Source organism: Shinella zoogloeoides (assembly GCF_003574625.1).
Lineage (GTDB): Bacteria > Pseudomonadota > Alphaproteobacteria > Rhizobiales > Rhizobiaceae > Shinella > Shinella zoogloeoides_A.
Genome location: NZ_QNUJ01000005.1, coordinates 256,541 through 282,865, shown reverse-complemented (window position 1 = coordinate 282,865; position 26,325 = coordinate 256,541). Strand labels below are relative to the sequence as shown.

Annotated in this window: 25 protein-coding genes; 11 read left to right on the top strand and 14 right to left on the bottom strand. The window is 65.2% G+C overall.

Annotated features, from left to right (window positions below; translation table 11 throughout):
* Positions 1–15 precede the first annotated feature (15 nt).
* From glgC to DSD28_RS12085, 6 genes are all read left to right on the top strand, one after another.
* Positions 16–1,278 carry a glucose-1-phosphate adenylyltransferase gene (glgC, locus tag DSD28_RS12110; RefSeq protein ID WP_119256651.1) on the top strand — a complete coding sequence of 421 codons (1,263 nt, stop codon included), beginning with the start codon at positions 16–18 and terminating at the stop codon, positions 1,276–1,278.
* A gap of 7 nt (positions 1,279–1,285) precedes the next feature.
* Positions 1,286–2,725, top strand: coding sequence for a glycogen synthase GlgA (glgA, locus tag DSD28_RS12105; RefSeq protein WP_119256650.1), 1,440 nt, complete (start codon positions 1,286–1,288; stop codon positions 2,723–2,725).
* 3 nt (positions 2,726–2,728) lie between these two features.
* A complete protein-coding gene (locus tag DSD28_RS12100) occupies positions 2,729–4,360 on the top strand; it encodes an alpha-D-glucose phosphate-specific phosphoglucomutase (RefSeq protein WP_119256649.1) in 1,632 nt (543 codons plus the stop codon).
* Between the two features lies 1 nt (position 4,361).
* Positions 4,362–6,335, top strand: coding sequence for a glycogen debranching protein GlgX (gene glgX, locus DSD28_RS12095; protein WP_119256648.1), 1,974 nt, complete (start codon positions 4,362–4,364; stop codon positions 6,333–6,335).
* Between the two features lie 112 nt (positions 6,336–6,447).
* Positions 6,448–6,936 (top strand): MaoC family dehydratase, encoded by a 489-nt coding sequence (locus DSD28_RS12090; protein ID WP_119256790.1) that lies wholly within the window; start codon positions 6,448–6,450, stop codon positions 6,934–6,936.
* A complete protein-coding gene (locus DSD28_RS12085; RefSeq protein WP_205536197.1) occupies positions 6,933–7,457 on the top strand; it encodes a GNAT family N-acetyltransferase in 525 nt (174 codons plus the stop codon). Before DSD28_RS12090 ends, DSD28_RS12085 begins: the two co-directional genes overlap by 4 nt.
* A gap of 4 nt (positions 7,458–7,461) precedes the next feature.
* Here DSD28_RS12085 and DSD28_RS12080 read toward each other — a convergent pair whose 3' ends face one another.
* From DSD28_RS12080 to DSD28_RS12060, 5 genes are read right to left on the bottom strand one after another with little or no spacing between them, the layout of a single operon-like run.
* Positions 7,462–8,010 carry a sarcosine oxidase subunit gamma gene (locus DSD28_RS12080; RefSeq protein ID WP_119256647.1) on the bottom strand — a complete coding sequence of 183 codons (549 nt, stop codon included), beginning with the start codon at positions 8,008–8,010 and terminating at the stop codon, positions 7,462–7,464.
* A complete protein-coding gene (locus tag DSD28_RS12075) occupies positions 8,003–10,996 on the bottom strand; it encodes a sarcosine oxidase subunit alpha (RefSeq protein ID WP_119256646.1) in 2,994 nt (997 codons plus the stop codon). Before DSD28_RS12075 ends, DSD28_RS12080 begins: the two co-directional genes overlap by 8 nt.
* A complete protein-coding gene (locus DSD28_RS12070; RefSeq protein WP_119256645.1) occupies positions 10,993–11,337 on the bottom strand; it encodes a sarcosine oxidase subunit delta in 345 nt (114 codons plus the stop codon). Before DSD28_RS12070 ends, DSD28_RS12075 begins: the two co-directional genes overlap by 4 nt.
* Before the next feature lie 3 nt (positions 11,338–11,340).
* Entirely contained in the window at positions 11,341–11,700 is a 360-nt protein-coding gene (locus tag DSD28_RS12065) for a hypothetical protein (protein ID WP_119256644.1), read from the bottom strand.
* Between the two features lie 10 nt (positions 11,701–11,710).
* The gene (locus DSD28_RS12060) at positions 11,711–12,964 is read right to left on the bottom strand and encodes a sarcosine oxidase subunit beta family protein (protein ID WP_119256643.1); all 1,254 of its coding nucleotides are present in this window, start codon (positions 12,962–12,964) and stop codon (positions 11,711–11,713) included.
* Positions 12,965–13,303: 339 nt separating this feature from the next.
* Here DSD28_RS12060 and rpsU point away from each other — a divergent pair, with 339 nt between their 5' ends.
* Both rpsU and DSD28_RS12050 read left to right on the top strand, forming a co-directional pair.
* The gene (gene rpsU / locus DSD28_RS12055) at positions 13,304–13,531 is read left to right on the top strand and encodes a 30S ribosomal protein S21 (RefSeq protein WP_119256642.1); all 228 of its coding nucleotides are present in this window, start codon (positions 13,304–13,306) and stop codon (positions 13,529–13,531) included.
* A gap of 296 nt (positions 13,532–13,827) precedes the next feature.
* Positions 13,828–14,652 (top strand): tetratricopeptide repeat protein, encoded by an 825-nt coding sequence (locus DSD28_RS12050; RefSeq protein WP_245424822.1) that lies wholly within the window; start codon positions 13,828–13,830, stop codon positions 14,650–14,652.
* Between the two features lie 53 nt (positions 14,653–14,705).
* Here the strand turns inward: DSD28_RS12050 and DSD28_RS12045 are convergent, their stop codons facing one another.
* Entirely contained in the window at positions 14,706–15,023 is a 318-nt protein-coding gene (locus DSD28_RS12045; RefSeq protein WP_119256641.1) for a hypothetical protein, read from the bottom strand.
* 176 nt (positions 15,024–15,199) lie between these two features.
* Between DSD28_RS12045 and DSD28_RS12040 the strand changes: the two genes are divergently transcribed.
* On the top strand, positions 15,200–15,769 hold the full coding sequence (locus DSD28_RS12040) for a recombinase family protein (protein ID WP_119256640.1): 570 nt from the start codon (positions 15,200–15,202) through the stop codon (positions 15,767–15,769).
* Between the two features lie 303 nt (positions 15,770–16,072).
* Here DSD28_RS12040 and DSD28_RS12035 read toward each other — a convergent pair whose 3' ends face one another.
* From DSD28_RS12035 to DSD28_RS12010, 6 genes are all read right to left on the bottom strand, one after another.
* A complete protein-coding gene (locus tag DSD28_RS12035; protein ID WP_119256639.1) occupies positions 16,073–17,470 on the bottom strand; it encodes an NAD(P)(+) transhydrogenase (Re/Si-specific) subunit beta in 1,398 nt (465 codons plus the stop codon).
* A gap of 10 nt (positions 17,471–17,480) precedes the next feature.
* Positions 17,481–17,891, bottom strand: a complete 411-nt coding sequence (locus tag DSD28_RS12030) for an NAD(P) transhydrogenase subunit alpha (protein ID WP_119256638.1) — start codon at positions 17,889–17,891, stop codon at positions 17,481–17,483.
* On the bottom strand, positions 17,891–19,045 hold the full coding sequence (locus DSD28_RS12025) for a Re/Si-specific NAD(P)(+) transhydrogenase subunit alpha (RefSeq protein WP_119256637.1): 1,155 nt from the start codon (positions 19,043–19,045) through the stop codon (positions 17,891–17,893). The genes DSD28_RS12030 and DSD28_RS12025 overlap by 1 nt, the downstream gene beginning before the upstream one ends.
* An 83-nt stretch (positions 19,046–19,128) precedes the next feature.
* Positions 19,129–19,353 carry an aa3-type cytochrome c oxidase subunit IV gene (locus DSD28_RS12020; protein ID WP_119256636.1) on the bottom strand — a complete coding sequence of 75 codons (225 nt, stop codon included), beginning with the start codon at positions 19,351–19,353 and terminating at the stop codon, positions 19,129–19,131.
* Between the two features lie 251 nt (positions 19,354–19,604).
* Positions 19,605–20,378: an N-acyl amino acid synthase FeeM domain-containing protein gene (locus tag DSD28_RS12015; RefSeq protein ID WP_119256635.1), complete on the bottom strand. Its 774-nt coding sequence runs from the start codon at positions 20,376–20,378 to the stop codon at positions 19,605–19,607.
* Between the two features lie 180 nt (positions 20,379–20,558).
* The gene (locus DSD28_RS12010) at positions 20,559–22,868 is read right to left on the bottom strand and encodes a putative bifunctional diguanylate cyclase/phosphodiesterase (protein ID WP_119256634.1); all 2,310 of its coding nucleotides are present in this window, start codon (positions 22,866–22,868) and stop codon (positions 20,559–20,561) included.
* Positions 22,869–23,322: 454 nt separating this feature from the next.
* Here DSD28_RS12010 and DSD28_RS12005 point away from each other — a divergent pair, with 454 nt between their 5' ends.
* Positions 23,323–24,102 carry a gamma-glutamyl-gamma-aminobutyrate hydrolase family protein gene (locus DSD28_RS12005; RefSeq protein ID WP_119256633.1) on the top strand — a complete coding sequence of 260 codons (780 nt, stop codon included), beginning with the start codon at positions 23,323–23,325 and terminating at the stop codon, positions 24,100–24,102.
* A 15-nt stretch (positions 24,103–24,117) separates the two neighbouring features.
* On the opposite strand, the gene DSD28_RS12000 is transcribed toward DSD28_RS12005, so the two are convergent.
* A complete protein-coding gene (locus DSD28_RS12000; RefSeq protein ID WP_119256787.1) occupies positions 24,118–25,317 on the bottom strand; it encodes an MFS transporter in 1,200 nt (399 codons plus the stop codon).
* A 93-nt stretch (positions 25,318–25,410) separates the two neighbouring features.
* Here DSD28_RS12000 and DSD28_RS11995 point away from each other — a divergent pair, with 93 nt between their 5' ends.
* Entirely contained in the window at positions 25,411–25,884 is a 474-nt protein-coding gene (locus DSD28_RS11995) for a winged helix-turn-helix transcriptional regulator (RefSeq protein WP_119256632.1), read from the top strand.
* On the opposite strand, the gene DSD28_RS11990 is transcribed toward DSD28_RS11995, so the two are convergent.
* Positions 25,838–26,269: a hypothetical protein gene (locus DSD28_RS11990; protein ID WP_119256631.1), complete on the bottom strand. Its 432-nt coding sequence runs from the start codon at positions 26,267–26,269 to the stop codon at positions 25,838–25,840. The two genes, DSD28_RS11995 and DSD28_RS11990, sit on opposite strands and share 47 nt — an antisense overlap.
* Positions 26,270–26,325: the final 56 nt, after the last annotated feature.

Genomic DNA, 26,325 nt, shown 5'->3' with positions numbered 1-26,325 from the left:
AGCTGGGAGGACACAATGGAGCAGAAGCGCAATCAACCCCTCGCCCGTGACGCGATGGCCTATGTTCTCGCGGGCGGACGCGGCAGCCGCCTGAAGGAGCTGACCGACCGGCGCGCCAAGCCCGCCGTCCATTTCGGCGGCAAGGCGCGCATCATCGACTTCGCGCTCTCCAATGCGCTGAATTCCGGCATCCGCCGCATCGGCGTCGCCACCCAGTACAAGGCCCATTCGCTGATCCGCCACATGCAGCGCGGCTGGAACTTCTTCCGTCCCGAGCGAAACGAGAGCTTCGATATCCTGCCCGCCTCCCAGCGCGTCTCCGAGACCCAGTGGTACGAAGGCACCGCCGACGCGGTCTATCAGAACATCGATATCATCGAGGATTACGGCGTCGAATACATGGTCATCCTCGCCGGCGACCATATCTACAAGATGGACTACGAGCTGATGCTCCAGCAGCACGTGGATTCCGGCGCACAGGTCACCATCGGCTGCCTCGAAGTGCCGCGCATGGAAGCGACCGGTTTCGGCGTCATGCATGTCGACGAGAAGGATGAGATCATCGCCTTCGTGGAAAAGCCGGCCGATCCGCCGGGCATTCCCGGCAATCCGGACATGGCGCTCGCCTCGATGGGCATCTACGTCTTCCACACGAAGTTCCTGATGGACCTCTTGCGCCGCGACGCCGCCGATCCGACCTCCAGCCGCGACTTCGGCAAGGACATCATCCCCTATATCGTCGAGCACGGCAAAGCCGTCGCCCACCGCTTCACCGCGTCCTGCGTGCGCTCGGACTTCGAGCGCGAAGCCTACTGGCGCGACGTCGGCACCATCGACGCCTACTGGCAGGCCAATATCGACCTGACGGATGTCACCCCCGAGCTCGACATCTATGACGGTTCCTGGCCGATCTGGACCTTCGCCGAGATCAAGCCGCCGGCCAAGTTCGTGCATGACGACGAGAACCGCCGCGGCTCTGCGACCTCCTCGCTGATTTCGGGCGACTGCATCATCTCCGGCGCCTCGCTGAACCGCAGCCTGCTCTTCACCGGGGTGCGCGCCAATTCCTACTCGCGCCTCGAAGGGGCCATCATCCTGCCGAACGTCATGATCGGCCGGCACGCGCAGCTGAGGAATGTCGTCATCGACAGCCGGGTCGTCATCCCGGAAGGCCTCGTCGTCGGCGAGGACCCGGAACTCGACGCCAAGCGCTTCCGCCGCTCGGAGAACGGCATATGCCTCATCACCCAACCGATGATCGACAAGCTGGAGCTCTAGCCCGGACATGAACATCCTTTCGGTGGCATCCGAAGTATTCCCGCTGATCAAGACGGGAGGCCTTGCCGACGTCGCCGGCGCGCTGCCGATCGCACTCGCCGGGCATGGCATGCACATGCGCACGCTGATGCCCGGCTATCCCGCGGTCATGCAGCGGCTGGCGAAGACCGAGGTGGTGGCGACCTTCGAGGACCTCCTTGGCGAACCCGCCCGCATCCTCGCCGCGACGCATGAGGGCATCGACATCCTCGTGCTCGACGCGCCGGGCTTCTTCGACCGGCAGGGCGGGCCCTATACGGATGCCACCGGCAAGGATTTCGTCGACAACTGGCGGCGCTTCGCCGCCCTTTCGCTTGCCGGCGCCGAGATCGCCCGCGGCCTCATTCCCGGCTGGCAGCCGGATATCGTGCATGCCCATGACTGGCAGGCGGCGATGACGGCCGTCTACATGCGCTATACCGGCCTCCAGCACATCCCCACCGTCGTCACGGTGCACAACCTCGCCTTCCAGGGCCAGTTCGGCCCGGAGATCTTCACCGGTCTCGACCTGCCGCCGGAAGCCTTCTCGGTCGAAGGGCTCGAATATTACGGCGATGTCGGCTTCCTCAAGGGCGGGCTGCGCACCGCCTGGTCGATTACCACCGTCAGCCCCACCTATGCGCACGAGATCATGACGCCGGAATACGGCATGGGGCTCGAAGGCCTCATCAATGCGCGCGCCGGCGAGCTCGTCGGCATCGTCAACGGCATCGACACCGCCGTCTGGAACCCCGAGACCGATCCGCATATCGCCCGCTCCTTCGCCGCCGGCTCGCTGAAGAAGCGCGCGATGAACCGCAAGGCCCTCGTCGAGCGCTTCAACCTCATAGAGGACGACGGGCCGATCTTCTGCGTCGTCAGCCGCCTCACCTGGCAGAAGGGCATCGACATCATCGCCGAGGTGGCCGACTGGATCGTCGAACGGGGCGGCAAGCTCGCCGTGCTCGGCTCGGGCGATCAGGGGCTGGAAGGCACGCTGCTCGCCGCCGCCTCGCGCCACCGCGGCCATGTCGGCATCGTCATCGGCTACAACGAGCCGCTGTCGCATCTCATGCAGGCCGGCAGCGACGCCATCCTCATCCCGTCGCGCTTCGAGCCCTGCGGCCTCACCCAGCTCTACGGCCTGCGCTACGGCTGCATCCCCATCGTCGCGCGCACCGGCGGCCTTGCCGATACGGTGATCGACGCCAACGAGGCCGCCCTTTCCGCCCGCGTCGCCACGGGCTTCCAGTTCACGCCGATCAATGCCGAGGGCCTGCGCCAGGCATTGCGCAGAGTCTTCAAGGCATGGCACGAACCGAAAGTCTGGGCGCGCATACAGAACCAGGGCATGAAGTCGGACGTTTCGTGGGAGAACAGCGCCGCGCGCTACGCCGACCTCTATTCCAGCCTCCTTTCGCGAGTATAGAACATGACCATCAAGACCGTCCCGACCACGCCCTACAGCGACCAGAAGCCCGGCACCTCGGGCCTGCGCAAGAAGGTCCCCGTCTTCCAGCAGAAGAACTATGCGGAGAACTTCATCCAGTCGATCTTCGACAGCCTGGAAGGTTTTGCCGGCGAAACGCTGGTGATCGGCGGCGACGGCCGCTTCTATAACCGCGAGGTCATCCAGCTCGCCATCAAGATGGCCGCCGCCAACGGCTTCGGCCGCGTGCTGGTCGGCCGCGGCGGCATCCTGTCGACGCCCGCCGCCTCCAACATCATCCGCAAGAACAAGGCCTTCGGCGGCATCGTGCTGTCGGCCAGCCACAATCCGGGCGGCCCGACCGAGGACTTCGGCATCAAATACAATATCGGCAATGGCGGCCCGGCGCCGGAGAAGATCACCGACGCCATCTTCGCCCGCACCAAGTCCATCGACAGCTACAGGATCGCCGACGTCGCCGACGTCAATCTCGACCTCGAGGGCACCCATGAAATCGAAGGCATGACGGTCACGGTCATCGACCCCGTCACCGATTATGCCGAGCTGATGGAACAGCTCTTCGATTTCGACGCGATCCGTGCCCTGCTGGCCGGCGGCTTCCGCATCGTCTTCGACGCCATGAGCGCCGTCACCGGCCCCTATGCCAAGGAAATCCTCGAAAACCGCCTCGGCGCCACCAAGGGCTCGGTCCTCAACTTCATGCCGCTGCCGGACTTCGGCGGCCACCACCCGGACCCGAACCTCGTTCATGCCCGCGCGCTCTACGAGACCATGATGGCCGAGGATGCGCCCGACTTCGGCGCGGCCTCGGACGGCGACGGCGACCGCAATCTCATCATCGGCAAGGGCATCTTCGTCACGCCCTCCGACAGCCTCGCCATGCTCGCCGCCAACGCCCATCTCGCCCCCGGCTATGCCAAGGGCCTCGCCGGCATCGCCCGCTCCATGCCGACCTCCGGCGCGGCCGACCGTGTCGCGGAGAAGCTCGGCATCGGCATCTACGAAACGCCGACCGGCTGGAAGTTCTTCGGCAACCTGCTCGACGCGGGCCTTGCCACGATCTGCGGCGAGGAGAGCGCCGGCACCGGCTCCAACCATGTGCGCGAGAAGGACGGCCTCTGGGCGGTGCTGCTCTGGCTCAACATCCTCGCCGTGCGCAAGGAAAGCGTCATCGACATCGTCCGCCAGCACTGGGCGACCTACGGCCGCAACTACTATTCCCGCCACGACTACGAGGAGGTCGACAGCGATGCCGCGAACGGCCTGGTGGCGAACCTGCGCGACCAGCTCGCCACGCTTCCCGGCAGGAGCTTCGGCGCGCTCAGGGTCGAGACGGCGGACGATTTCGCCTATCACGACCCGGTCGACCAGTCCGTCAGCAAGAACCAGGGCATCCGCATCCTCTTCGAGGGCGGCTCGCGCGTCGTCTTCCGCCTTTCCGGCACCGGCACGTCGGGCGCGACGCTGCGCGTCTATATCGAGCGCTTCGAGCCCGACGCCACCCGCCACGACATCGACACGCAGGAAGCCCTTGCCGACCTCATCGCCGTCGCCGACGAGATCGCCGGCATCAAGAGCCGCACCGGCCGCACCGAACCGAGCGTGATCACGTAAGATGACCTTCACCGCCCCCTCCTTCGCACCGGGCGCCACGCTCTCCGGGGACGGGGTGGAATTCGCGGTCTATTCGCGCGACGCCGCCCGCGTCGATCTCTGCCTGTTCGACAACGAGGGCGAGAAGGAACTCGCCCGCCTCGCCATGGGGCGGGGCGAGAACGGCTTCCACCGCGTCTTCGTCGAGGGCGCGACGGCCGGCACCCGTTACGGCTTTCGCGCCGACGGCGTCTATTCCCCCGACCACGGCCTCTGGTTCGATCCGGCGAAGCTGCTGGTCGATCCCTATGCCAGGGAACTCGACCGCCGCTTCGTGCATGACGGGCGGCTCGCCGTCTTCGGCGCGGAGACGGCGGACATCGTGCCGAAGGCCATCGTCACCCGCGACCGCCCCGTCGCGGTGAAGCCCCCGCTCTTCCGCCCCGGCGGCTTCGTCTATGAAGTCGCCGTGCGCGCCTTCACCATGCTGCACCCGGACGTGCCGGAGACGATGCGCGGCACCGTCGGCGCGCTCGCCCATCCCGCTGTGCTCGCCCATTTGAAGCGCCTCGGCGTCGATGCCGTGGAGCTGATGCCGATCACCGCCTGGATCGACGAGCGCCACCTGCCGCCGCTCGGCCTGTCCAATAGCTGGGGCTACAACCCCATCGCCCTGATGGCGCTCGACCCGCGCCTCGTGCCCGGCGGCATGAAAGAGCTGGCCGACACCGTCGCGGCGCTGCGCGCCGAGGGGATCGGCACCATCCTCGACCTCGTCTTCAACCATTCCGGCGAGAGCGACCGCCACGGCGCGACGCTCTCCATGCGCGGGCTCGATAACCTCACCTATTACCGCCACGTGCCGGACCGGCCGGGTGAATTGATCAACGACACCGGCTGCGGCAACACGATCGCCGGCGAGCACCCCGTCGTGCGCCAGCTCGTGCTCGACAGCCTTGGCCATTTCGTCCGCCATGCCGGCGTCGACGGCTTCCGCTTCGACCTCGCCACCATCCTCGGCCGCGAGGCGGACGGCTTTTCCGCCCGCGCGGCGCTGCTCTCCGAAATCTGCGCAGACCCGCTCCTGAAGGACCGCCTGCTGATCGCCGAGCCGTGGGACATCGGCCCCGGCGGCTATCAGCTTGGCAATTTCCCGGCACCGTTCCTCGAATGGAACGACCGCTTCCGTGACGACGCCCGCCTGTTCTGGCGCGGCGACAGCCACAGGCTCGGCCCCTTCGTCACCGCCTTTGCCGGCTCGGCCGACATCTTCTCCCGCCACGGCGGCACCAGCACCCGCAGCGTCAACTTCCTCGCCGCCCATGACGGCTTCACGCTGGCCGACCTCGTCTCCCATGCGGTGAAATACAACGAGGCGAACGGCGAGGACAACCGCGACGGCCACAACGAGAACCATTCCTGGAACAACGGTGAGGAAGGCGCGACGACCGACGGCATGGTGCTCTCCGCAAGGCGAGCGGACGTGAAGGCCCTGCTCTCCAGCCTCTTCCTTTCCCGCGGCACGATCATGCTGACGGCGGGCGACGAGGGCGGGCGCAGCCAGGACGGCAACAACAACGCCTATTGCCAGGACAATGCCATCACCTGGATGCACTGGGACCGGCTGGACGACGGCTTGATCGAGCACGCCGCCATGCTCTCGGCGATCCGCAAGCGCTTCCCCGCGCTCGGCGACACGGCCTTCCTCACCGGCGAGGGCGACGTCGAATGGCTGACGCTGGCCGGCGCGCCGATGACCGTGGCGGACTGGGAAGCTCCCTTCGCCGGTACGCTCCTCGTTCTCCTCAAAACGCCCGACCGCCAGCAGAAGCGCACCGTCCGCCTCGCGATCGCCATCAACCGCACGCATGGCGAACAGGCGCTCGCCCTGCCGCCGCCGGAAGGGCGGGACTGGGTGAGCCTGCTTGCCGCCAACCAGCCGCCAACCGGCGCGCTTCCTGCGCGCATGGTGGAGATTTTTGTCGAAAACTATTGAAATTCATTGCCCTGACAAACCGCGTCTCTAAGAGCATTCCCAGCAAAAGTGCGAAGCGGCTTTGCGTTCGGACATGCTCTGGAAAAGACCCGATCGATCGATGGAAGACCGGATGCCTGCCAATATTCATTTGAAAGATGTCGCCGCCCTCGTCGGAACGGAGCTGGGCGTATCCCGCTGGTTCACCGTCGATCAGACCATGATCGACCGCTTCGCCGATGCGACGGAAGACCACCAGTTCATCCACACCGATCCCGAGCGCGCGGCGGCCGAAACGCCCTTCGGCGGCACCATCGCCCATGGCTTCCTCACCCTGTCGCTGCTGTCGGCGATGAACTTCGACTGCGTGCCGCGCATCATCGAGCAGACGATGGGCATCAACTACGGCTTCGAGAAGGTCCGCTTCATAACGCCGGTGAAGAGCGGGGCGCGCGTGCGCGGCCGCTTCGTGCTCGACGAGGCCCGCTTCCGCGGCGCGGGCATGGTGACGATCCGCTACAATGTCTCGGTCGAGATCGAGGACGAGCGCAAGCCGGCGCTGACGGCCGATTGGATCACCATCATACAGTTCGATCCGAAGGACCGGCCGGAGGATGTGTGAAGGTCCGCCCCGCCATACAGGAAGACACGGCGGCGCTGGCCACCTGTGACTTCTCCTTTCTCGTCACGCGGGAAGCCATGCCGCCCTTCGAAGACGAGTGGCTCGCCCATGCACGCCCCGTCGAGCCCTACCCCAAGAGCTACGGCTTCGATACGGCCGAACTCGCCTCTTGTCTGGAAGACGAGGACAAGGCGCTGTTCGTCGTCATCGGAGACGAAACGCCGGTCGGTTACATCGCGCTTTCAACGGGCTGGAACAATCTCGCCTTCATCGACGATCTCGCCGTCGATGCCGAATGGCGCGGCACGGGAGCGGCCCAGCGCCTGATGCAGCAGGCAATCCAGTGGACGCGGGAAAAGGGCCTGCCCGGTCTGCGGCTCGAAACCCAGACGAACAATGTCGCGGCATGCCGCTTCTACCTGCGCCAGGGCTTCGTGCTCGGCGGCCACGACCGGCACCTGTACGAAGGGCTGTCCCCCGGCACGCGGGAGACAGCCCTGTTCTTCTACCGTTTTCTCTGAAGGATCAGAGCCCGGCGTCCTCGGCGCCTTCCGCCAGCAGGCCGAAGGCATAGGGCGAGAACGAGCGCCAGCACTCGACCCGGTAATCCTCCTCGCCCGAGCGGAACAGCACGATCTCGATCTTGCCGAGCACCGTGCGCGCCGCTGCGCCGACCGGGAAGACCGCATTGCCGATGTCGAGCGGGCAGCCGCTGGCGATCGCGCCGGCCGCATCCGGGCCGGAGACGATGATCGCCGTATTGCGGTGGGAGACGTCCGTCGCCGAATGCAGCGCGGAAACGCCCGAGGCGATGCCCATGAGGTCCGCCTCGTTCTCGTCGATCAGCAGCCATTCGTCCGGGCCGAGCCAGAGCGCGTGGCGGCCGTTCGCCGAGGCCGAGCCCTTCGGACGCGTCGGCAGCTGCAGGCCGAAGGCCGCCGAAAGGGCGTCGATGGCATCGGCGCCGGTACGCAGCGACAGGCGGGTTGCGGGCGCGGCGGGCGTGACGCGCGCGCCGGCGGAGCCGCCATGGCGGCCGGCAAGCGGCGCCTTGCGAAGAGCTTGATCAGCCATTGAGGCGTCCTCCTTCCTTGTCGATAAACACCATGTCGCTGACCTCGACCGCGATGGTGCGGTCCGGCATCGGCACGTAGAGCGTCTGGCCCATGCGGGCCTGACCGCCGGCAACGAGCGCCATGGCGATCGACCGGCCGCAATTCTCCGACCAGTAGGACGACGTGACATGGCCGAGCATGGTCATCGGCTTCGGCTGGTTCGGATCGGCGACGATCTGCGCCCCCTCTTCCAGCACCACGCCGGGATCCTTCGTCAGGAGGCCGACGAGCTGCTTGCGGCCCTCCTTGACGAGGTCCGGCCGCTTGAGGCCGCGGATGCCCACGAAGTCCGCCTTCTTCTTGGAGACGGCCCAGCTGAGGCTGGCATCGTGCGGCGTGACCGTGCCGTCCGTGTCCTGCCCGACGATGATATAGCCCTTCTCGGCGCGCAGGACATGCATCGTCTCCGTGCCGTAGGCGCAGGCGCCGAGCGGTTCGGCCCGTGCCCAGATGGCTTCCCAGACGGCCTGGCCGTAATCGGCGGGAACGTTGACCTCGTAGCCCGCTTCACCCGTGAAGGACATGCGGAAGAGCCGGGTCGGCACGCCGCAGATCTTGCCTTCGCGCACGCTCATATGCGGGAAGGCCTCGTTGGAGATGTCGATGCCCTCGACCAGCGGCTCGAGGATTTCACGCGCCTTCGGACCCTGCACGGCGATGACCGCCCACTGTTCCGTGGTCGAGGTCAGCCAGACCTTGAGATGCGGGAATTCCGTCTGGAGATAGTCTTCCATATGGTGCATGACGCGCGGCGCGCCGCCCGTCGTGGTCGTGACGTGGAAGCGATCCTCCGCCAGACGCCCGACGACGCCATCGTCGTAGACGAAGCCGTCCTCGCGCAGCATGATGCCGTAGCGGCAACGGCCGGGCTTCAGCGTATCCCAGGCGTTGGTGTACATGAGGTTCATGAACTCGCCCGCGTCCGGGCCGACGACCTCGATCTTGCCGAGCGTCGAGGCATCGAACAGGCCGGCGGCGTTACGCACCGTGCGGCACTCGCGGTTGACCGCGTCGTGCATGGTCTCGCCCGAGCGCGGATAGTACCAGGCGCGCTTCCAGTTGCCGACATCCTCGAAGACGGCGCCATGCGCTTCCTCCCAGGCATGCATCGGCGTCTTGCGCGCCGGGTCGAACAGGTCGCCGCGCGAATGGCTGATCAGCGCGCCGAAGGTGACGGGCGTATAGGGCGCGCGGAAGGTCGTGAGACCGATCTTCGGGATCTCGCGGTTCAGCACTTCGGAGGCGATGGCAAGGCCGTGGATGTTGGACAGCTTGCCCTGGTCCGTCGCCATGCCGTTGGTGGTGAAGCGCTTGATATGCTCGATGGAGTGCATGCCCTCGCGCACGGCAAGGCGGATATCCTTGGCGCAGACGTCGTTCTGGAAGTCGACGAAGGCCTTGACCGTCGTGTCGACGCCGGCGCCTTCGCCGGCACCGGCCATGCCGCCGGTCCATTCGAAGGCGTTCTCGCCGGAAAGCTCGACCTTGCCGCCGCCTTCGTTGCCGGTGGCGCGGGCCATCAGCTCGCCGGCCGCCAGCGATTCTTCGATCGTCGCCTGCAGGCCGTCCGTGCCGTTGCACGAGCCGACCGAAAGGCAATCCTGCGCATAGGTGCCCGGCAGGAAGCGGCTGGTGGCCGCGTCATAGGCGACCTTGCCGCGCGACTGCGAGAAGAGGTGGACGGAGGGCGTCCACCCGGCCGACATCAGCAGCGCATCGACCGGGATCGAGCGCGCCGAGCCACCGCCGTTGCGGGCGACCGACATGGAGGAGACGCGCAGCTTGCCCTTGGTGTCGACCACCGAATGGCCGGCCAGCACCTCGATGCCGAGCTTGCGGGCCTCGGCCAGAACCGCCTCACCGGGCTTCTCGCGGTTGTCCACGATAGCGGCGACGGTGACGCCGGCGCGCTTCAGGTCGAAGGCGGCCTCATAGGCAGAATCGTTCGCCGTATAGACGCCGACCTTGCGGCCGACGGCGACGCCGAAATGGTTGAGATAGGTGCGCGCCGCCGAAGCCAGCATGATGCCCGGCCGGTCGTTGTTGGCGAACACCATATGCCGCTCGATGGAGCCGGTGGCGATGATGACGCGCTTGGCGCGCACCTGCCACAGCCGCTCGCGCGGCAGCTTCCTGTCGGGACGTGCGAGATGATCCGTCACGCGCTCCACGAGGCCGACGAAATTGTGGTTGTAGTAGCCGAAGGCCGTCGTGCGGGTGAGAACGGTGACGTTCTCCATCGCCTTCAGCTTTGCAGCCGCCGCCTGCGCCCACTCATAGCCGTTCTGGCCGTCGATCTTCACCGACAGGTCGTAGTGCAGCGCACCGCCCACTTCCGGCTGCTCGTCGACGATGATGACGCGCGCGCCCGCTTCAGCGGCGGCAAGCGCGGCCGAAAGGCCGGCGACGCCTGCGCCTGCAACCAGCACGTCGCAATAGGCATAGCGGTTGGCGTAGTGATCCGGGTCTTCTTCCGTCGGGGCGACGCCGAGGCCGGCGGCCTTGCGGATGAAGGGCTCGTAGAGCTTTTCCCAGGCCGCCTTCGGCCACATGAAGGTCTTGTAGTAGAAGCCGGCCGCGAAGAACGGCGACATCAGGTTGTTGACGCCGCCGATATCGAAGGCGAGCGAGGGCCAGCGGTTCTGCGACGACACCTTCATGCCGTCGAAGACCTCCTGCACCGGCGCGCGCACGTTCGGCTGGCGGCGGGCCGCGTCACGCGACACGTCGATCAGCGCGTTCGGCTCTTCGGGACCTGCCGAGAGGATGCCGCGCGGGCGGTGATACTTGAACGAGCGGCCGACGAGGTGAACGCCGTTGGCGAGCAGCGCGGAGGCGACGGTATCGCCCTCCAGCGCATCGAACGTCTTTCCGTCGAAGGTGAAACGCGCCGTCTTGGCGGGCGTCAGGCGGCCCTGACCGGCAATGCGATTAGCACCGCTCATTTCGCGGTTCCTTCCGTGGCTTCATAGGTTTCGACGGTTTTCTCGGTGGCGGGCGAAACGCCCGGAATGACGGGCTTCGGCTCGCCGGCCTTGTAGCTCATGTAGAACTTGTCGCTGACGGTATCGCGCGCCGCATTGAAGAAGCGGCCGCAGCCATGGATATGGCGCCAGCGCTCGAAGATCAGGCCCTTCGGATTGTCGCGCAGGAAGAAATAATCCTCGAACGCCTCGTCGGAGATGTCGGCGATATCGGTCGGCCGGGCGATATGCGCATCGCCGCCGTGGCGGAATTCGAGCTCGGAGCGCTCTTCCTCGCAATAGGGGCAGTAGATCAGCAACATGGTTCAACTCTTCTCGTCAGGCTCGATGTAGAGGCCAAAGGCTTTTATATTTCGGTGCATCACGCGCTCGCGCTTTCGGCGCCAGCCTTGTGACAAGTAACCACCAGCTTCCTTCTCCGGCTCAGCGGCATAGTCGTCTCGATATCCGGCCGTGTCGTGCATCGGATGTTTCAGGACGAGCGTTCCAACCCAAGGCATGACTCCTCCGAAAACAAGCGAGAGGAATGCCACAAACGGGAAAACTCCAACCAAAACCTCCGCTATCTCAGAGCCGGTGTGCTGGTGCAGTTGCCCAGCAGCCAGGGCGAGAAGGACCGCACCAGCGCCTCCGAGAAAAAAAAGCTTGTTGGCCTTTCTGGTCATTGGATTCCGCTCAGTGCGCCACGGCCGCGGCCGCTGCCTCGTCGATGAGGCGGCCGGTGCGGAAGCGGTCGAGCGTCAGGCCGGCCGCCAGCTTGTGCGGCTCGCCCTTGGCGATGAGATGGGCGAAGAGATGGGCCGAACCCGGTGTCGCCTTGAAGCCGCCGGTGCCCCAGCCGCAATTGACGAAGAGGTTCGGAACCGGCGTCACGCCCTGGATCGCCGAGCGGTCCGGCGTATTGTCGGTGATGCCGCCCCACTGGCGCATCATCTTGACGCGGCGGAACATCGGGAAGAGCTCGCAGATGGCATCCAGCGTATGCGTGATGATCTGGAGGCCGCCGGTCTGGGAGTAGGAATTGTACTGGTCCGTGCCCGCGCCGATGACGAGCTCGCCCTTGTCCGACTGCGAGATATAGGCATGCACCGAGTTGGACATGACGACGCAAGGGAAGATCGGCTTCATCGGCTCGGAAACCAGCGCCTGCAGCGGCACGGAATGCAGCGGCAGCTTCACGTCGGCCATCGACAGGATGACCGAGTTGTGGCCGGAGGCCGAGACCGCGATCTTCTTCGCGCCGATGAAGCCCTTGGAGGTCTCCACGCCCGTCACCGCGCCGTCGGGCCCGCGGCGGATGCCCTTGACCTCGCAGTTCTGGATGACGTGCACGCCGCGATCGGAAGCGGCGCGGGCATAGCCCCAGGCGACGGCGTCGTGGCGGGCGGTGCCGCCGCGGCGCTGCAGGGCCGCGCCGTTGATCGGGTAGCGGGCCGTGGCGGAGATGTCGAGAACCGGCACGAAGTCCTTCGCCTGCTGCGGCGTCAGCCATTCGTTGTCGATGCCGTAGAGACGGTTGGCGTGGACGTGCCGCTGGAAGGACTGTTTGTCATGGACATTGTGCGACAGCATCATGACGCCGCGCGGCGAGTACATGACATTGTAGTTGAGATCCTGGCTGAGCCCTTCCCAGAGCTTCAGCGAGTGCTCGTAGATGTCCATGCTCTCGTCATAGAGATAGTTCGAGCGGATGATGGTCGTGTTGCGGCCGGTATTGCCGCCGCCGAGCCAGCCCTTCTCGATCACGGCGACATTGGTGATGCCGTGCTCCTTGGCGAGGTAGTAGGCAGCGCCGAGGCCATGGCCGCCGCCGCCGACGATGATCACGTCGTATTCCTTGCGCGGCTCGGGCGAGGTCCACTGTGCCTCCCATCCCTTATGGCCGCGCATCGCCTCGCGGGCGACGGCGAAAACCGAATATTTGCGCATCCCGTGTCCTCGATATCTCGCCGGCAGGCGCCGGCTGTTTCCTGTCCCGATAGAAAGCAAATCCTGACGGCGGACGCCGTATCCTTTGCGACGCATTCGGGCGTAGCTTGTACCACATGCGACATGACCGCGGCGGCGGCCATGAGAGGTTTTTCCCGGCCTTTCGCGCAAAATCCCTAACAACGCGATGCGGGAGACTGGACTTCTGCCGAGCGTTCTGGTATCCGACGCCCCAATCGTCAGCCTTCTGGGCTGCGCGAACGTCACTCATTTGCCTGACGACCCCTCCCTGAACAGGGAATCGCCGGGTTAACAACGAACCAAAGGAACGGGATTCTCGTGCAGGTACTTGTCCGCGACAACAACGTCGATCAGGCTCTCCGCGCTCTCAAGAAGAAGATGCAGCGCGAAGGCATTTTCCGTGAAATGAAGATGCGCGACTATTACGAAAAGCCGTCGCAGAAGCGTGCGCGTGAAAAGGCTGAAGCTGTTCGTCGCGTTCGCAAGCTGGCTCGCAAGCGCGCCCAGCGCGAAGGCCTCATCGGCGGCCGTCCTGGCGCCCGCTGATCGGTCGTCTTTTCGACGTTTTCGGATGCAAGACCGGGCGGGGGCGAAGGGTTTCGCCGCCGCCTTTTTTGACGTGAGCGGAAGATATTCACCATTGTGAAACCCTTCCCGTGCAATTCCCGGCATACCCGCTGCGCACACTTGCCGGAATTGCGTTTCAGGCCGTAGCGTATTCTTCGCGCATGAGGCGCGATGAAGCCGACTTTGAGGATTCGCACTTGGACATGGCTGCATCTACCGGGCTTTCGACCGATCGTCTCTCTTCCTCCTCGTCCGTTCGCATTCGCCGCCCGCTGATGGCCGCCATCGGCGCCGCCTCGCTCGCCCTCGTGCTTGCGGGCTGCCAGTCGACCGCCACCTCGACGGACGTGCTGAAGGTCGAGCGCGCGCAGGGCTCGCAGGAGAACATCTCGTCGCTCTCGGCCGTGATCGCCGCCAACCCGCAGGATCCGGAAGGCTACAACGTGCGCGGCTCGGCCTATGGCCGCGCCGGCCAGTACAGCCGCGCGCTCGACGACTTCAACCGCGCCATCGAGCTGAACCCGCGCTACTACCAGGCCTTCGCCAACCGCGCGCTCGTCCAGCGCAGCATGGGCCGGCAGGCGGAAGCGGCCGCCGACTACAACACGGCGCTCCAACTCAACGCGAACTACGACGTCGCCTATATCGGCCGCGGCAATCTCTATCGCCAGGCCGGCCGGCTCGACGACGCCTTCCGCGACTTCAACCGCGCCATCCAGCTCGATACGACCGATCCGCGCGCCTATCACAATCGCGGCCTGATCTACCAGGCCCGCCGCCAGCACGACAAAGCCATCGAGGACTTCTCCAAGGCCATCTCGCTCTCGCCGAACTCGGCCGAGCCCTATAATGGCCGCGGCATTTCCTACGCGGCGCTCGGCGACGACGACAACGCGTTCTCGGATTTCAATACGGCGATCAACCTCGACGGCAAGCTGGCCGAATCCTGGGCCAACCAGGCGCTCATCTACGAGCGTCGCGGCGACATGGCCAAGGCCTCGCGCTCCTATTCGCAGGCGCTGCGCCTCGACCCGAACTACAAGCCGGCCAAGGACGGCCTCGCCCGCACCCGCGGCGCGGCCAATACCAAGCCCGCCTGACCGGCACGCGCCTCACCGCCTGACCGTCTCACCGCATTGACAGCATGCGGGCGCTACCGCGCCTGCGCCCCCACCTCGAAGGGCTCCGGCCGCAGGTCGGGGCAGAGCACCGTCACCTTCCGCGTTTCGCCGCGCGGAAGATGAGCGACCATGCCGCACATCCTCACGCCGCCTTGCTCTATCCACACGCTCACGATCCCGCCGCGGCCTTCGGCCTTCAGCACCGCGTCCACATGATAGCCGTCCACGAAGGCAGCCTCGACGACCTGCACGACATTCGACTCGCCCGCAGAGAGCAGGACGAGGGACACGACCGGCAGGGCGGCGAGGACAAGGAGCAGAAGCTCCACTTTCAGTTCGGCGAGTTTCATTGGGGCAACGATAAGGAACGTTTTTGTTGATTGTTCCTTTTCGCTGGCGCAAACTTGAATTCTACTTGTTTCCCACGCCATCAGCCGCCCAGTTTCACAAATATATCCCTGCAAATATCCCCGCTCAAAAACGTTCGTTTATGTTGAAAAAAGCAACATGAAACGGAAGGCAGCGCATGGCGAAGAAGATCGGGTATCTGAGGGTGAGCACGATCGACCAGAATCCCGACCGGCAGATCGAAGGGCTCAAGGACCTTTGCGACGAGCTTCACGTCGAGACGCTTTCAGCGGTGAGTCGCCGCCGGCCGGTCTACGAGGCGGTCACCGCCGGCCTTGAGGCCGGCGACCTCCTCGTCATCTGGGACCTCGACCGCGCCTATCGCTCGGCAAGGGACGCGCTGGCCGAGCTGGACGCCCTCCAGCAGCGGGGCATCCATTTCCACATCGCCAAGCTCAGCATCGACACGACGACGCCGACCGGCCGTTTCCTCTACACGGTCATGGGCGGGCTGGCGGAATTCGAGCGGCTGACCCTGTCGCAGCGCACCCGCGAGGGCCTTCTTGCCGCCCGCAAGCGCGGCTCCCGCCTCGGCCGCCCGCCCAAGCTGGACGACCGCCAGCTCCGCCTCGCTCGAGAGCGCCTCAGCCACGGCGAAACCATCACCGCCCTCGCCCGCACCTTCGGCGTCGCCCCCTGGACGATGACCCGCGCATTGCGGCGGGGGAGAAGCCTGCCGGTGAAGTGAAGATCCTCCGCCTGCCGGCATTTCCCCCGCAAGGGGGAGAAAGGTGGAGGCTTGCTCATCGTTCGAAATGGAATACCAAGGGTGCTGCACGTTAAGTCCCTCTCCCTTGTGGGGAGGGATTTAGGGAGGGGTCTTCCCGTGTAACGCCCCGGCTGCGCGGGGCCACCCCCTCTGCCTGCCGGCATCTCCCCCACAAGGGGGGAGAAAGCAAGAGGCTTGCTCATCGTTCAAAATGGAATGCAGAGTGCGTGGCACGGTAAGCCCCTCCCCCTTGTGGGGAGGGGTTGGGGAGGGGTCCTGCCCTCAGTGGTTCATCGCCTTGACGATGTCCTCGGTCATCTTCTTGGCATCGCCCAGCAGCATCATCGTGCCGTCCTTGTAGAACAGCGTGTTGTCGATGCCGGCATAGCCGGAGCCGAGGGAGCGCTTGACGAAGAGGCAGGTCTTGGCCTTGTCGACATCGAGGATCGGCATGCCGTAGATCGGCGAGGACTTGTCGTCGCGCGCCGCCGGGTTCGTCACGTCGTTGGCGCCGATGACATAGGCGACGTCGGCCTGCGCGAATTCCGAGTTGATGTCCTCCAGCTCGAACACCTCGTCATAGGGCACGTTCGCCTCGGCCAGCAGCACGTTCATGTGGCCGGGCATGCGGCCGGCGACCGGATGGATCGCGTATTTCACCTCGACGCCCTGCTCCTTGAGCTTGTCGGCAAGCTCGCGCAGCGCGTGCTGCGCCTGCGCCACCGCCATGCCGTAGCCCGGCACGATGATGACCTTGGAGGCGTTCGCCATCAGGAAGGCCGCGTCGTCCGCAGAGCCCTGCTTGACCGTGCGCTGGACGCCGTCGTCCGCCGCCGCCGCCGTCTCGCCGCCGAAGCCGCCGAGGATAACGGAGATGAACGAGCGGTTCATGCCCTTGCACATGATGTAGGAGAGGATCGCGCCCGAGGAGCCGACCAGCGCGCCGGTGATGATCAGCGCGAGGTTGCCGAGCGTGAAGCCGATGCCGGCCGCCGCCCAGCCCGAATAGGAATTGAGCATGGACACGACGACGGGCATGTCCGCCCCGCCGATCGGCACGATGAGCAGCACACCGAGAGCCAGCGACAGGATCACGATCAGCCAGAAGTCGAAATGGCTTTCCGACAGCGTCAGGCCGACGATGAAGAAGACGATCGCCGCGAGCAGCACGATGTTGATGACATGGCGGTAGGGCAGCATGATCGGCTTGCCGGACATGCGCCCGTCGAGCTTCAGGAAGGCGATGATCGAGCCGGTGAAGGTGATCGCGCCGATGGCCGCGCCGAGCGCCATTTCGACGAGCGCCTGGCCGTGGATCTCGCCGACCTGGCCGATGCCGAAGGACACCGGCGAATAGAGCGCGGCGGCGGCGACCAGCACGGCGGCAAGGCCGACGAGCGAATGGAAGCCGGCGACGAGCTGCGGCATCGACGTCATCGGGATCGAGCGGGCGATATAAGCGCCGGCGCCCCCGCCGATGGCAAGGCCGAGCACGATGAGCACGAGGCCGCCGAAGGAGGGCGTCGCGAGCAGCAGCGTGGTGCCGATGGCGATGCCCATGCCGACCATGCCGAGCATGTTGCCGCGGCGGCTGGTCGTCGGATGCGACAGGCCGCGCAGCGCCATGATGAAGAGCACGCCGGAGACGAGATAGAGGAAGGCTGCGAAGTTTGCGTTCATCGGGCCGGCCTCACTTCTCTTTTTTCTTGTACATCGCCAGCATGCGCTGGGTGACCAGGAAGCCGCCGAAGATGTTGACGGAGGCGAGGATCAGCGCGACGAAGCCGAAGCCGGTCGCAACGCCGGAGAGCGAGATGCCGACGGCCAGCAGCGCGCCGACGACGATGACCGATGAGATCGCATTGGTGACGGCCATCAGCGGCGTGTGCAGCGCCGGCGTCACCGACCAGACGACATAGTAGCCGACGAAGATCGACAGCACGAAGATCGCAAGGCGGAAGACGAAGGGATCGATCGCCCCGCCCGAAACGCCGTGCGCCGCCGCTGCGGCCGCGTCCGGCACATATTCGGAGGCGGTGCGGACGGCCTCCACGGCGCGTTCGAGATCGGTCAGCGCCTTGTCGAGAAGTTCATTCGCCATCACTTGCCCTCCCCTTCATGAACGGCGCCGCCGAAATTCGGATGCACTACGGCCCCGCCATGGGTCAGCATCGTCGCCTTGACGAGTTCGTCCTCGGCATTGACCGAGACCGTCTTCGTTTCCTTGTCGACCATGGTCTCCAGGAAGGTGAGGAGGTTCCTGGCGTAGAGCGCCGAGGCGGAGGCCGGAATGCGGCCCGGCACGTTGAGATAGCCGATGACCCTGACGCCCTCGACCTCGACGACCTTGCCGGCTTCCGAGCCCTCGATATTGCCGCCGCGCTCGACCGCGAGGTCGACGGCGACGGAGCCGGTCTTCATGGCGGCCAGCATCTGTCGCGTCACGAGACGCGGCGCCGGCCGGCCGGGGATCAGCGCCGTCGTGATGACGATGTCCTGCTTGGCGATGTGGTCGGCGACGAGCGCCGCCTGCTTGGCCTGGTATTCCTTCGACATTTCCTTGGCGTAGCCGCCGGCGGTCTCGGCGGCCTTGAACTCGTCGTCCTCGACGGCGATGAACTTGGCGCCGAGCGAGGCGACCTGCTCCTTGGCGGCGGGGCGCACATCCGTCGCGGAGACGGCGGCGCCGAGGCGGCGGGCCGTGGCGATGGCCTGCAGGCCCGCGACGCCCGCGCCCATGACGAAGACCTTGGCGGCGGGCACGGTGCCGGCGGCGGTCATCATCATCGGCATGGCGCGGTCGAATTCATGGGCGGCGTCGATGACGGCCTGGTAGCCGGCAAGGTTCGCCTGCGAGGAGAGGATGTCCATCGACTGGGCGCGCGTGATGCGCGGCATCAGCTCCATGGAGAAGGCGGTGAGCCCGGCCCGCGCCATTTCGGCGATGGCGGCCTCGTTGCCGTAGGGATCCATGGTGGCGATGACGATGGCGCCGGGCTTGTAGCCGGCGATCTCCGAAGCGGTCGGCCGGCGCACCTTGAGCACGACATCGGCCGTCTTCGCCTCTTCCTTTCCGACGATGCGGGCACCGGCGGCTTCATAATCGGCATTAAGGATACGGGAGGCGAGCCCCGCATCGGCCTCGACCATGACGTCGAGCCCCAAAGCCTTCATTTTCTTGACGGTATCAACGGAACCTGCAACGCGGCCTTCGGCCGGATCGCTCTCCCGCGCAACAAAAACACACTGACTCAAACCGTGGTCCTCCCCCCGAGACTGGCCGTGTTGGATCACGGCGCCGGATGGCGCCGCGGCAAACCGAAAATCCGGTTTTCAGATCAACGCAGCAGGAAGTAGCCGACGACGTTGAGAACGATGAGAAGCACGAGCGCGCTGAAGAAGCCGGCGCTGGTGAAGAAGCCGGCGGCCATGGCGACCAGCAGCGCGACGCAGAACATCGTGCCGTACTTGGCGGCATGGACGAAGAGATTGTAGGTCTTCTCGTGCTCCGGATAGTCCATCGGCGCGCCGAGTTCGACCGGTCCGTTATGAAGTTCAGCCATTGTCACCTTCTCCTAAGCAGTCGCACCCGCCAGCCGGAAAGCTCCACCCGATGAGCGCCTAAAACAGGCCGGGCCCAGGACGGGCCGGCGATTCCCTCAAGCGCGAAAGCGCGCGTCTTTCTGGCCATACACAATGGATCGGCAAAGCGCAACGGCAAGGCGCGGCCCCGCTTCGGCCCTGTATCGTTTCCGAAACAAAACGGGCCGGTTTCTTGCGAAACCGGCCGCGTTGCGACATCCGGACGCTGGGTTTAGCGCGCGTAGGCGTTGCCGGAAAGCTGGACCCGCCGATGGGATTCGGCAAGGCGCGCCGTCGGGCGCACGGTGAGCGGGCTGAAGGGCATGTCCTCGCCGCGGGCAAAGAGCATGCGCCGCTCGAAGGGCTCCGACTGGAAGAACGGGAAGCGCGCATAGAGCGAGGAGCGCACGTCCTTGCAGCGGGTCGCCATCAGCATCAGGTCGATGATGAACTTGCCCTGCCGGCTCTTCGGCGAGGCGACGAAATCGCCGTCGAAGACGCGCCGGTAGAAAGCGGAATGCGCCGGCTTGACCATCTGCAACACGCGGTCGGCATCGAAGTAATCCGCCGCCATGGTGGCGAGGCGCAGCGTCAGATACGGGATCGCCGGCATCTCGCTCCAGATTTCCGGATCGGCGGCAAGGCGGACCGGATCGATCAGCGACATGCCCGCATCGAGGAAGGCCTTGACCTCGTCGGGAAACACCTTGCCCGAGGAAGTGACGCGATGGTCCGGCGTCACATGATGCAGGCGCACCGTCGAGATCAGCCGCTCGTCGTGATAGACGCCGAAGACATAGGCCTGGCTGTCGAAATCGACCTCGTCGATCAGCAGGTGGGAATCTTCCGCAAGGTGCATGACGCTGCCGGCCTTGTAGGCCTTGTAGCGGACCCGCGCGACGTCCTCCATGTCCTCACTCGTCTCGACCCGGCGGTATTCCACCCTGTCGAGCAGCCCAAGAAGCTTTTCGGAAAAGCGATTGGTCGCCATTTCCCCGTTGGCCATTTCCGTATCCCCGATCGAAAAAGCCGACCGCACTTTGCCGCCGACTCCATAATCATGGATATAGGACAATTTGTGTAAAATACTATTCATTAACCTTACCATATGGTTAATGCTAAATTTGAACAAACTGATAAATACGCTGGAATTAGAACTTAGCGAAATGACAGGGATGCGGAAAAATCAGGCGACGCGGCGGCCACGGCGGCGCGGTTCATCCGGATTGCCACCGAGGCTCTCGTAGCGGTCGCGCAGCGCCTCGAGCGACATGGGCGCGGCGAAGACATAGCCCTGCACCAGATCGGCGCAGTGATATTTGTTGATGAGCGCGAGCTGCTCCTCGGTCTCCACGCCCTCGACGACGATGCGCAGGCCGAGTTCGCGCGAGAGGTTCACGGTGCCGCGCAGCAGCTTGAAGCGGCGCGGGTCCTCGCCGATATTGCGCACGAAGGACCGGTCGATCTTGATGACGTCGAGCGGAAGCTGGTCGAGATAGCTGAGGCTGGAATAGCCGGTGCCGAAATCGTCGATGGCGATGGTGATGCCGCGGGCGCGCAGTTCCTGCAGGATCGCCTGCACCTTCACCGGCTCTTCCATCAGGCAACTTTCCGTGACCTCGAGATGCAGGCGGTGCGGCTCCAGCCCCGCCTTCTCCAGCGCCTCCGCGACCACCTCGATGATGCCGGTGCCGCGCAGGTCCTGGACGGAAAGGTTGACCGAGACCCCCATATGCGCCGGCCAAGTCGCGCAGTCCGTGCAGGCGCGGCCGATCATGAAGCGCGTGATCTCCGAGACGATGCCCATCTCCTCGGCGACCTGGATGAAGACGGTCGGCGGCACCGGGCCGCGCTCGGGATGCGTCCAGCGCGACAGCGCCTCGCAGCACTCGATGCGCGAGCCGTCCGGCACGAACATCGGCTGGTAGGCGACGGAGAGCGCGTCGCCGGCAAGCGCCTCGCGCAGGTCCTCCTTCAGCTTCTGGCGGTCGACATAGCGCGCGTCCATTTCCTGCTCGAAGACCGTCAGGCTGCCCTTGGCGCGCGACTTGGTCTCGAACAGCGCAAGGTCGGCGCGGATCTGCATTTCCTCCAGTCGGAACTCGTCGCTCGCCACGGTCACGCAGCCCGCGCTGAACGAAACGAAGAGGGTCATACCCTCCACTTCATATGTGCCGCGAAGCTGCTCGTGGAAGCGCCGCATCCGCGCCTCGAGATCGCGCCGGTTCACCTCGTTCGGGAAGAAGAGCACGAACTCGTCGCCCATCAGGTGGCCGGCCAGGACGCGGTCGCCGGTCAATCGTCGCAGCCGCTCGGCGATGGCACAGAGCAGCCGGTCGCCGGTGACATGGCCCTTCATGTCGTTGACATGCTTGAAGTCGTCTACGTCGAGGACCATGACGCCGACCGTGCCCGGCTTCTTGCGCTCGGCCAGCGCCTCCTGCACGAGGTCGGCGAAATAGCTGCGGTTCGGCAGGCCGGTGAGGCTGTCGTAGCGAACCATGTGCAGGATCTTCTTTTCCGCCCGCACCCGCGCCGTCACGTCTTCGAAGATCAGCACGGCGCCGCCCGTCTCGCGCGGGGCGGCGGTGAATTCCAGATAGAGCCCTTCCGTCACCTGCACGAGCGCCCGCGAGCGCTCGCCCTTCAGCAGTTCGTCGAGCTGGCGCAGGATGGTCTTGCTCTGCTCGGCGTTGAAGAAGGTGTTGCGCACGCCAAAGCGCAGCACGACGTCGAGATGGCAATCCTTCAGCCGGTCCTGGCTGCCGAGATGCAGCAGTTCGCAGGCCCGCCGATTGGCGACAAGGATGCGGTGGTCCGCATCCAGCATGAAGAGACCATGCGGCATGTTGTTGAGCGCGGTGTCGAAGCGGTCGGCGATGGTCGCAAGCTCGCGGGCGGCCAGCACGTTCTCGTAGAGGAAGGTGCGCACGCCATTCGCCATGCTGCGCGTCGTCATGGCGAAGGGAATGACGAGCGAGGCGAGGATCGCGTGATAGAAGTCCTGCAGGCCGAGGAAGCCGACCGCGATGGGAAAGCAGGCCGAGAAGACCATGTAGTTGACGGTCCGCGGCGAACCGTAGTTGCGCCCGACGACCGAGACCATGGTGCCGAAGGTCACCGCGATGGTGGCGATTTCCGCGAAGGCGTCGCGGCTAACCAGCAGGCTGTAGCCGCAGGCCGTGCCGAGCGCCAGAGTCGTGCCGACGGCGCCGAGATTGTACCAGTTTTCCCAGTAGCGGATGCCGTCCATGCCGAGCGCGGACTTGTCCACCCGGTCGAAGTACCGCATGCCGATCGCGCGCGTCCCCCAGATCAGGACGATGAGCGCGCTCCAGGCGAGAAAGAAGGGATCGGCGGTCTTGGCGAAAACGAAGGCGAGCGTGATGACATGCGAAATCATGCCCACGAAGAGGGTCTGGCGGTTCCCGTACAGCGAACTGACGAACGACAGGTAGACATCGGCCGGCAGTGTGTCTTGACCCTTATCCTTCATGGACTCGGCACTCCCTATGACGAGCGAGGGTTACCGGCCAAAATTTAATGAATGATTTCGGGAAATTACCCAATAAGACGGGTACGTTTGGACATTATTGCACCCTTCTTCAACCAGGGGAAGCCTTATTCAACCAAATATTGCAAATAACCTCGCTGGAAGAAAGCAATTCAACCTGCCATATCTGCTCGACGCAACTTTCGGACACGGCGGCGACAAAGTATTGCGCCGCGGCACCGGCGAAAAACCGCCGCTGCAAACGTGGATTGCAAATTGGTGGTTAACAACTTGCGTCCGGTTACCCCCTGAAAAGTGATGATGCACGCACGCCGCAGCGCGCCGCATACCGCCCGCGAAGCGCTGCCGCGTCGTCATTTCGCCAGAAAGGGGGAATTGACTGGCGCGGGATTTGATAGCAAATCCTCTTTTGGTATTTCTTTTTCCGGAGCCCATCATGTCGAAACCCGTCGTCGCCATTCCCGCCGATATCCGGGAAATCGAAGGCAACGTCTGGCAGGCCACGCCGAACCAGTATGTCCGCGCCGCCGTCAAGGGCGCCGGCGTGCAGGTCTTCCTCGTTCCGGCGCTCGAGGCCGACAACGATTTCGACGGCATCCTCGACCGGGTCGACGGGCTTCTGGTCAGCGGCTCGCGCACCAATGTCCATCCCTCGCTCTACGGCAAGCCGGCCACCGACGCGGAAGGCCCCTATGACACCGCGCGCGACGCGACGAGCCTGCCGCTCATCGAGCGCGCGCTGGAGCGCGGCATCCCGCTTCTCGCCATCTGCCGCGGCATCCAGGAGCTCAACGTCGTGCTCGGCGGCACGCTCGCCAACGAGATCCAGGAACAGCCCGGCATGTGGGATCACCGCAAGCCCGATACGCCGGTGCTCGACGTCGCCTACGGCATCCGCCAGAAGGTGCTCGTCAAGGAAGGCAGCTGCCTCGCCTCGGTGATCGGCGCGGGCGAGGTGCAGGTGAATTCGCTGCACCGCCAGGCGATCTCCGAAATGGCCCCGCGCCTTGCCGTGGAAGCGGTCGCGGAGGACGGCACCGTCGAGGCCGTCTCCGTCATCGGCGCCAAGGCCTTCGCCGTCGGCGTCCAGTGGCACCCGGAATACTGGGTCGGCTCCGACCAGCCCTCCAACAATCTCTTCGCCGCCTTCGGCCAAGCCGTCCGCGACTACGCCGCCACGCGGCAGGGCCTCGCCCACAGGACGGCCGCGGAATAGGCTGCGAGAGAAGGCTCAACGAGCCCATCTGCGCGTGAATGCCCATAGCAGGAAAGCGGCCCCGCTAAAGGCCGCCCCTGCCAGCGACACCCCGCTCCAGCCAAAATGCGCGTAGCTCGCCGTCGACGTGATGGCGCCGAGCGCGCTGCCGGCTGAATAGAACACCATGTATCCGCCGACCAGCCGGCTGCGCGCTTCGGGCAGGCGCGCGAAGACCAGGCTCTGATTGGTGACATGCACGGCCTGAACGGCAAAATCGAGCAACACGACGCCGAGCGTGAACGCCACGAGAGAAGCCGGCAGCAACCCGATCGGCAGCCATGACAGGCTGAGCAAAGCAAGGGAAAGTCCCGTCGTCCAGCCGGCAAGCCCACGGTCGGCCCAGCGCCCGGCGCTGCCTGCCGCAAGCGCTCCCGCCAAACCGGCCAATCCGAAAAGACCGATGGCCGTATGGCTGAGCGCGAACGGCTCCGCGCCGAGCGGCAGCACCATACCCGTCCAGAGCGTGCTGAAACTCGCAAAGATCAGGAAGGCCAGCCCCGAACGAAGCCGCAGCACCGGGTCGGAAAGGAAAAGCCGCGGAATGGACTTCAGCACCGCGCCATACCGCTCCGCGCTGGCGATCGGCATGTCGCGCGGCAGCATGTGGGCGAGCAGGAATCCCATGAGCAGCATCAGACATGCGGAAGCGAAATAAACAGTCCTCCATCCGCCCATATCGGCCAGCATGCCCGCCACGAAACGCGCCGCCAGAATGCCGACGACCACGCCGCTCGTCACGAACCCCACGGCACGCCCCCGCTCCTGCGGTGGCGCCAGGCTGGCGCTGAGCGCAACCAGCACCTGCACCACGACCGCCAGCAGCCCGAGCCCAACCATGGCGGAAAACAGAACCATGGCATTCGGCGCACTGCCGATTGCGGCAAGGGCAAGGGCCGCAAGCAGCGTCTGGGCGATGACGAGCCTGCGGCGATCGACGAGATCTCCAAGCGGCACGATGAAGATCAGGCCGGCCGCGTAGCCGATCTGGGTCAAGGTCACCACCAGTCCCACTGCCGCCGGATTGATCGCGAATGTCGACGCGATCGCGTCCAGCAAGGGCTGCGCGTAGTATATGTTCGCAACGCTCGCCCCGCAGGTCGCAGCGAAGACCGGCAGCAGCCACCGCGAAAACCCAGCCCTGACCTCGGGAGCGTCCATTTTCAATGCATCCATCGTCTCGGCCTCATCTTTTGGTTCCATGATGAGACCACTTGCCACGACCGTATTCCAGTTCTATTTTAGAACCAGTTTGGATCTGGAGGCAGGATGAAACGAAAGAGCTTTCGCGAAGCCGAATGTCCGGTCGCGCGCACGCTGGATGCGATCGGCGACTGGTGGTCGCTGCTGATCGTCAGGGATGCCTTCGATGGCCTGCGACGCTTCGGCGAATTCCAGCAGAATCTCGGCATCGCCAAGGGCATGCTGAGCACGCGCCTGCGCGATCTCGTGGAGGCCGGCGTGCTTGCTTCGGCTCCGGCTTCCGATGGTAGCGCCTACAGCGAATATGTTCTGACGGCAAAGGGCCGCGACCTGTTCCTCGTCATCGTCGCCCTTCGGCAATGGGGCGAGGACCATCTCTTTCGTGAAGGCGAAGGGCGGTCGGAGCTAGTGGATATCGAGACGGAACGTCCGGTCTCCCGGCTGGCGCTCTATGGCACGGATGGGCGGCAGCTTGCCTGGCAAGACACCCGCGTCATTGCTGCGCGGGATGCGGCATCTCGTCCGCGGAAATCATCGTGATCATCGCATCGGCGGGCTCGACGGCCTCGTAGGCAAGCCCGTCGCCGTCGACGACCGTCAGGATCGCCTCGCCCTGCGCATCCGCGACGACGACCGTGCCGTCGCCGTTGTTGGTCCAGGTCCGCGCTCTTGCAAGTCCCGGCCAGACGGCGTCGCAGTCGGCGGCCGCCTCGAAGCGGGCACTGCGGCTGGAGATCGGGCCGCCGCGCTCGGCAAGGCAGGCCGTGTTCGCTGCAGCGTTGGAAATCGTGTAGCTGTGGGCGGCGGGCTTCGCGGGAATGGAGCCCGAGACGATGGGATCGACCCCGGGGCGCTCCTGCCCCCAATAGGTCCAGAGACCGAACGACACGGCAGCGGCCAGAATGGCGATCGTCAGTGTCTTCATGGGTCTCTCCTTCATCGCGACTCGACGGAAAAAGCATGCGCCAGCAAGCTTGCCGA

Excerpts from the sequence above, each read along its gene's own strand:
- DSD28_RS11990 (WP_119256631.1), bottom strand. The coding sequence starts at position 26,269 with ATGAAGACACTGACGATCGCCATTCTGGCCGCTGCCGTGTCGTTCGGT.
- DSD28_RS12015 (WP_119256635.1), bottom strand. The coding sequence starts at position 20,378 with ATGGCCAACGGGGAAATGGCGACCAATCGCTTTTCCGAAAAGCTTCTT.
- DSD28_RS12045 (WP_119256641.1), bottom strand. The coding sequence starts at position 15,023 with ATGAAACTCGCCGAACTGAAAGTGGAGCTTCTGCTCCTTGTCCTCGCC.
- DSD28_RS12000 (WP_119256787.1), bottom strand. The coding sequence starts at position 25,317 with ATGGATGCATTGAAAATGGACGCTCCCGAGGTCAGGGCTGGGTTTTCG.
- glgA (WP_119256650.1), top strand. The coding sequence starts at position 1,286 with ATGAACATCCTTTCGGTGGCATCCGAAGTATTCCCGCTGATCAAGACG.
- DSD28_RS11995 (WP_119256632.1), top strand. The coding sequence starts at position 25,411 with ATGAAACGAAAGAGCTTTCGCGAAGCCGAATGTCCGGTCGCGCGCACG.
- DSD28_RS12075 (WP_119256646.1), bottom strand. The coding sequence starts at position 10,996 with ATGAGCGGTGCTAATCGCATTGCCGGTCAGGGCCGCCTGACGCCCGCC.
- DSD28_RS12090 (WP_119256790.1), top strand. The coding sequence starts at position 6,448 with ATGCCTGCCAATATTCATTTGAAAGATGTCGCCGCCCTCGTCGGAACG.
- DSD28_RS12020 (WP_119256636.1), bottom strand. The coding sequence starts at position 19,353 with ATGGCTGAACTTCATAACGGACCGGTCGAACTCGGCGCGCCGATGGAC.
- DSD28_RS12070 (WP_119256645.1), bottom strand. The coding sequence starts at position 11,337 with ATGTTGCTGATCTACTGCCCCTATTGCGAGGAAGAGCGCTCCGAGCTC.
- DSD28_RS12005 (WP_119256633.1), top strand. The coding sequence starts at position 23,323 with ATGTCGAAACCCGTCGTCGCCATTCCCGCCGATATCCGGGAAATCGAA.
- DSD28_RS12040 (WP_119256640.1), top strand. The coding sequence starts at position 15,200 with ATGGCGAAGAAGATCGGGTATCTGAGGGTGAGCACGATCGACCAGAAT.
- DSD28_RS12080 (WP_119256647.1), bottom strand. The coding sequence starts at position 8,010 with ATGGCTGATCAAGCTCTTCGCAAGGCGCCGCTTGCCGGCCGCCATGGC.
- DSD28_RS12065 (WP_119256644.1), bottom strand. The coding sequence starts at position 11,700 with ATGACCAGAAAGGCCAACAAGCTTTTTTTTCTCGGAGGCGCTGGTGCG.
- glgX (WP_119256648.1), top strand. The coding sequence starts at position 4,362 with ATGACCTTCACCGCCCCCTCCTTCGCACCGGGCGCCACGCTCTCCGGG.
- DSD28_RS12100 (WP_119256649.1), top strand. The coding sequence starts at position 2,729 with ATGACCATCAAGACCGTCCCGACCACGCCCTACAGCGACCAGAAGCCC.
- DSD28_RS12050 (WP_245424822.1), top strand. The coding sequence starts at position 13,828 with ATGGCCGCCATCGGCGCCGCCTCGCTCGCCCTCGTGCTTGCGGGCTGC.
- DSD28_RS12060 (WP_119256643.1), bottom strand. The coding sequence starts at position 12,964 with ATGCGCAAATATTCGGTTTTCGCCGTCGCCCGCGAGGCGATGCGCGGC.
- DSD28_RS12010 (WP_119256634.1), bottom strand. The coding sequence starts at position 22,868 with ATGAAGGATAAGGGTCAAGACACACTGCCGGCCGATGTCTACCTGTCG.
- glgC (WP_119256651.1), top strand. The coding sequence starts at position 16 with ATGGAGCAGAAGCGCAATCAACCCCTCGCCCGTGACGCGATGGCCTAT.
- DSD28_RS12035 (WP_119256639.1), bottom strand. The coding sequence starts at position 17,470 with ATGAACGCAAACTTCGCAGCCTTCCTCTATCTCGTCTCCGGCGTGCTC.
- DSD28_RS12030 (WP_119256638.1), bottom strand. The coding sequence starts at position 17,891 with ATGGCGAATGAACTTCTCGACAAGGCGCTGACCGATCTCGAACGCGCC.